5 protein-coding genes are annotated in these 5,505 nt (G+C 61.1%); all 5 read left to right on the forward strand.

Annotated features, from left to right (window positions below):
- Positions 1 to 134: 134 nt before the first annotated feature.
- Positions 135 to 1,352, forward strand: a complete 1,218-nt coding sequence (locus ACODTY_RS23070; protein WP_488996511.1) for a diaminopropionate ammonia-lyase — start codon at positions 135 to 137, stop codon at positions 1,350 to 1,352.
- Positions 1,352 to 2,506, forward strand: coding sequence for a M20 aminoacylase family protein (locus tag ACODTY_RS23075; protein WP_488996512.1), 1,155 nt, complete (start codon positions 1,352 to 1,354; stop codon positions 2,504 to 2,506). The genes ACODTY_RS23070 and ACODTY_RS23075 overlap by 1 nt, the downstream gene beginning before the upstream one ends.
- Positions 2,507 to 2,644: 138 nt before the next feature.
- Positions 2,645 to 3,745 (forward strand): branched-chain amino acid ABC transporter substrate-binding protein, encoded by a 1,101-nt coding sequence (locus ACODTY_RS23080; RefSeq protein ID WP_488996513.1) that lies wholly within the window; start codon positions 2,645 to 2,647, stop codon positions 3,743 to 3,745.
- Positions 3,746 to 3,921: 176 nt separating this feature from the next.
- Positions 3,922 to 4,824, forward strand: a complete 903-nt coding sequence (locus ACODTY_RS23085) for a branched-chain amino acid ABC transporter permease (protein WP_488996514.1) — start codon at positions 3,922 to 3,924, stop codon at positions 4,822 to 4,824.
- Positions 4,825 to 4,829: 5 nt separating this feature from the next.
- Positions 4,830 to 5,505 (forward strand): ABC transporter permease subunit (locus ACODTY_RS23090; RefSeq protein WP_488996515.1); only part of this gene is annotated, 676 nt, incomplete at its 3' end.

Here is a 5,505-nt window from a genome sequence, read left to right on the forward strand (position 1 = left end):
CGAATCTGAATTTTCGCTCATTTTGTGCCCAAAGATCGAAGGAAGCGCTCGCCAGAGGGGGCAAGTTTAAGCGCAAATTCGAACCGAAATGCAATATCGATAAAGTGTCTTTTCGGAGCGAATGGCGGAACAAGATGCTTCTTTTGAACGACAACGTCGATCACGGCAAACCCCTCGAAATCTCCGATGCCGTAACCTTAGGGCTTGAGGCGGCTGCGAACGTCGAGCGGTTTCTGAGCCTGCGGCAAGGTCACCGGGAGACGCCCCTCGTGTCGCTCGCGCACCTCGCCCGCGACATTGGCGTCGGTTCCGTTCACATCAAGGACGAAGGGCATCGCCTGGGGCTCGGAAGCTTCAAGGCCCTCGGCGGGTCGTATGCGGTTATCCGTCTTGTGCTCGAAGAAGCCTCGCGCCAATTGGGCAGCGACGTCGATATCACCCAACTGCATTCGCCTGAGGTTCGGGCGGTCGCAAGCAGGATCACAGTGTCATGCGCGACCGATGGAAATCATGGTCGGTCCGTTGCGCAGGGAGCTCAGCTCGTCGGCGCGCACTGCGCCATCTTCATTCACTCCGGGGTCAGCGAGGAACGCGCTGCCGCGATATCCCGCTTCGGGGCGGAGATCATCAAGGTAAACGGGAACTATGATGACTCGGTCGCTGAAGCCTCCCGGGTGGCTGGTGAAAAGGGCTGGCTGACCGTCTCCGACACCTCCTGGCCCGGCTACGAGCGCATTCCCGGTTTCGTGATGCAAGGCTATACCGCTCTTCTGAGAGAGGCGGTGCGCCAGCTTCCCGAGAAGCCCACCCATGTCTTCATTCAGGCTGGCGTTGGAGGCATAGCCGCTGCGGTGGCGGGATATTTCTCGCTGCTCTATGGCGATCAGCGCCCGTTCTTCACCGTCGTCGATCCTTCACGGGCGGCGTGCCTCTACGAAAGCGCCCGCGCCGGAAAGCCAGTGAAGATCAAGCATGGCGAAGCCACGGTGATGGCGATGCTTGAGTGCTACGAGCCGTCATTGGTGGCTTGGCGCATCCTCTCTCGCGCAGCGGACGCATTCATGACCGTTGAGGAGGAGGAGGCGGTCGACATCATGAAACGTCTCGCAAATCCGCTTGCTGGTGATCCGGCAATTGTCGCGGGGGAAAGCGGCGGGGTCGGATTGGCCGCGCTGATCAAGGTCGCGCAAGACCCCGCGCAACGCGCAAAACTCAAGCTTGGCCCGGAGAGCCGCGTCTTTCTCGTCAACACCGAGGGCGCAACTGATCCTGCGCTTTACGAAAAGCTGGTCGGCGTATCACCGCAAGAGGTCGAGAACCGCAACCAAATGCAGGCAGCGGGAGCACGCTGATGTCGGATCTGCAAGAACTGCAGGCGGAGATGACCGCGTGGCGGCACGACCTTCACCAACATCCCGAGTTTGGTTTTGAGGAGAAGCGGACCTCCGCCTTCGTCGCCGCGAAACTTCGTGAGTTTGGCCTGGAGGTTGCCGAAGGCATCGGAGGGACGGGCGTCGTCGGCACCCTGACGCGCGGGAGCAGCAATCGGTCCATCGCGCTGCGGGCCGATATGGACGCTCTTCGAATTGTTGAGCAGGGCAGCGTTCCCTACAAATCGGTCAATCCCGGCGTTATGCATGCCTGCGGCCATGACGGCCATACAACCATGCTGCTTGGCGCAGCGAAGCTGCTGGCCAGCAGTGGGAACTTCAGCGGCACCGTTCGCTTCATCTTTCAGCCGGCCGAGGAGTGGGGCAAAGGCGCCCTCGCCATGCTCGGCGACGGGCTCATGGCGCGTTTTCCTTTCCAGGAGATTTACGGCATCCACAATTTGCCGGGCATTCCGGTCGGCGTTCTCGAAACGAAGGCTGGCGTGCTCATGTCCGCCGAAGACAATTTCGAGATCCTGCTGAAGGGAGTGGGAGGCCACGCTGCGCGTCCGCACTGGGGCAATGAGGTCCTGGTCGCCGCGTGCGCGCTGGTCACCAATCTCCAGACGATCGTCTCCCGCCGGATTAGCCCGACCGACGCCGCAGTCGTATCGGTGACCGAACTTCAAACCGACGGTACTCGCAATGTGCTCCCCGGGACTGCGCGCATTCTGGGTGATGCCAGAAGCTTCAAGTCCAGCGTCAGCGAGGCGATCGAGAAGCAGATGCGGATTATCGCTGAAGCAACCGCTGCCGCTTACAACGTTAGCGCAGAAGTCACCTACACCAGGGAGTTCGTCCCTCTCGTCAACGACGCTGGGCTTGTCGAGGAGGTCCTTACCGCAGCCAGGACTGTCTTGCCGGACGAGGACATCAGGATCGCGGCAGAACCTATCACCGCCTCGGAAGACTTCGCTCATTTCCTGAGCCACGTACCAGGGTGCTTTCTGTATCTCGGCAACGGAAGGGATTCCGCGCCGCTGCACAATCCTGGCTTCGACTTCAATGATGCCGGGCTCATCCACGGCGTCAACACCCATGCCGCGATCGTGCGGCGACGGCTGCCGGAGAGCTGAAACTCCCGCGGACTGCGCCCGCAACCCTCCTGACGATCAATCCCGAGGGGCGAGCGCTCGGAACCACAATCACCAACCCGAGAGCAGGAGATGCCCTGCTCGAGGATCTATCGACCAGCATCAAACAGGGGAATGGCAATGAAGAAACTTATCATCGCAGCGACATTACTAGCAGCCATCGGAACTCCCGCGCGCGCCGATTTGATGATCGGCTGGGCAGGGCCCGTCACCGGCGGCAGCGCGGCCGTGGGAGAGCAAAATCTCAACGGCGTAAAGCAGGCCGTTGAAGACATTAACGCCGCCGGTGGCATTCTCGGCGAAAAGGTCGTCCTTCAGATCGAAGACGACGCTGGCGATCCGAAGCAGGCAGTCTCGGTTGCGAACAGGCTCGCCGCCTCCGGTATTCTCTTCGTCATCGGACACCAGAATTCCGGTGCCTCGATCCCGGCCTCCGATGTCTACGCGGAGAACGGCATGCTGCAGGTCACGCCTGCTTCAACCAACCCGAAGTTCACAGAGCGCGGACTGTGGAACACGTTCCGCACCTGTGGCCGCGACGACCAGCAGGGCACTATCGCCGGCAACTACCTGGTGAAGCAATTCGCCGGGAAGAACGTCTTCCTCATTCACGACAAGACGCCCTACGGCCAGGGCTTGGTCGAGGAGGTCAAGAAAACCATTAATGCGGGCGGCCTTACCGAGGTCGGTTTCGAAGGTATCACCGTTGGCGAAAAGGACTATGCCGCCCTGGTCGCCAAGATCAAGGAAGCCAAGGCCGATGTCGTGTATTTCGGTGGTGTCTACACCGAGGGAGGCCAGATCCTTCGCCAGCTGCGCGATCAGGGAAGCAACGTCCCGATGATCGGCGGCGACGCGATGCTTTCCACGGAATTCTCCGCAATCGCTGGTCCGACGGCAGATGGCACCTTGATCACATTCGGCCCGGATGCCCGCAAGAATCCGGCGGCTGCCGACGTCGTCAAGAGATTCGCCGAGAAGAAGATCGATCCTGAAGGCTTCACGCTCTATGGCTATGCCGCGATGCAGGTCATAGCCGCCGGCATCAAGGAAGCCGGCAAAGCTGATCCGCAGACCGTTGCCGAAAAGCTCCGCAGCGGCGGACCGATCAGCACCGTCATCGGCCCGCTCTCCTACGACAAGAAGGGCGACATAACCCGCCTCGACTTCGTCTTCTATGAACTCAAGAACGGCAAGTTCGTGGAAAAGGCCTCGCAGTAAGCATCACAGCCGACAATCAATCAAGATCAAGCGCCGGCCCGCATTTGAAGATCGAGGTCGCGGGCCGGCCTTGAGGGCACAAGTTGAACGGGCAGAGCAAGCGGTGTCAGCCGCGTTGGCGAACTTCGAGATCGTCAAGCGAGCCTCTTAGGCCCTATCAAGATCGGGAGGACAGTTTGCAGTACTTCGTCCAGCAGCTTATCAACGGGCTGACGCTGGGATCGATCTATGGCCTGATCGCAATCGGCTATACGATGGTCTACGGCATCATCGGCATGATCAATTTCGCTCATGGCGATATTTTCATGGTCGGCGCCTTCACCGCGCTCATCGTCTTCCTGATCCTCGGCGCGCTCTTCTACTCCGTGCCGGTCGTCGTGGCGCTCCTGATCATGATGATCGTGGCGATGCTTCTGACCAGCCTCTACAACTGGACGATCGAGAAGGTGGCCTATCGGCCGCTGCGCGGATCGTTCCGGCTGGCGCCGCTGATCACCGCCATCGGCATGTCGATCGCGCTGTCGAACTTCGTGCAGGTCACTCAAGGGCCGCGCAACAAGCCGATCCCGCCGCTGGTCAGCAAGGTCTACACGATCGACGGCATCAGCATCTCGCTGAAGCAGATCATCATCGTGATCGTCACCGCCGTGCTGCTCGCGATCTTCTGGTATCTCGTCAATCGGACGGCTCTCGGCCGGGCGCAGCGCGCCTGTGAGCAGGACAGAAAGATGGCCGCGCTGCTCGGCATTGACGTCGACCGCACCATCTCCATCACCTTCATCATGGGCGCCGCCCTTGCCGCCGTCGCCGGCACGCTTTTCTTGATGTACTACGGCGTGGTGGTGTTTTCCGACGGCTTCGTGCCGGGCGTGAAGGCTTTCACGGCCGCCGTGCTCGGCGGCATCGGCTCGCTGCCGGGCGCGGTGCTCGGCGGGCTCCTGATCGGCTTCATCGAGAGCATGTGGTCAGCCTATTTCTCCATCGACTACAAGGACGTCGCGGCCTTCTCGATCCTGGCGATCGTGCTCATCTTCCTGCCCTCCGGCATTCTGGGCCGGCCTGAAGTCGAAAAGGTCTGATCCTCATGGCCGCTACCGTGTCCTCGGAGCGCGACGTCGTCGCTACTCCCGTGCAGCGCGCTTTGCGTGAAGCGCTCTATGCCGGCGCCATCGCGCTCGGCCTGTTCGTGCTGTTCATCGGTCTCAGGACCGACCAGAACATCAACAACGAACTCATCCTCGTGCAGCGCTGGGGCTTGCTCGCCATCGTGGTTATTGCCGTCACCGTTGGGCGGTTCCTCTATGTCGCCTACGCGGCTCCGGCGATGGAGCGGGCGAAGGCCGAGAAGGCCGTGGCACCGGCGGTCGTCGCTGAGCCGGGCTTCATCAAGCGGAACTTCAGCAGGATCGGCCTCGTCATCCTCTTTCTCTACCCGGTGGCGATGGTCCTGCTGTTTGGCTTCCAGGGTTCGCTGAAGTGGGTCGACAATTTCGGCATCCAGATCCTGATCTATGTGATGCTGGCCTGGGGCCTCAACATCGTCGTTGGGCTGGCCGGCCTGCTCGACCTGGGTTACGTCGCCTTCTACGCCGTCGGCGCCTATGCCTATGCGTTGCTCGGCACGCATTTCGGCCTTTCGTTCTGGATCCTGCTGCCGGCCGCCGGCTGCATGGCCGCCTTCTGGGGTGTCATGCTCGGCTTCCCGGTGCTGCGGCTGCGCGGCGACTATCTGGCGATCGTGACGCTGGCCTTCGGCGAGA

Source organism: Mesorhizobium sp. FG116, assembly GCF_057809835.1.

Bases quoted from the DNA above. Each gene is read 5' to 3' on its own strand.
- ACODTY_RS23075 (WP_488996512.1), top strand. From the start codon at position 1,352: ATGTCGGATCTGCAAGAACTGCAGGCGGAGATGACCGCGTGGCGGCAC.
- ACODTY_RS23080 (WP_488996513.1), top strand. From the start codon at position 2,645: ATGAAGAAACTTATCATCGCAGCGACATTACTAGCAGCCATCGGAACT.
- ACODTY_RS23070 (WP_488996511.1), top strand. From the start codon at position 135: ATGCTTCTTTTGAACGACAACGTCGATCACGGCAAACCCCTCGAAATC.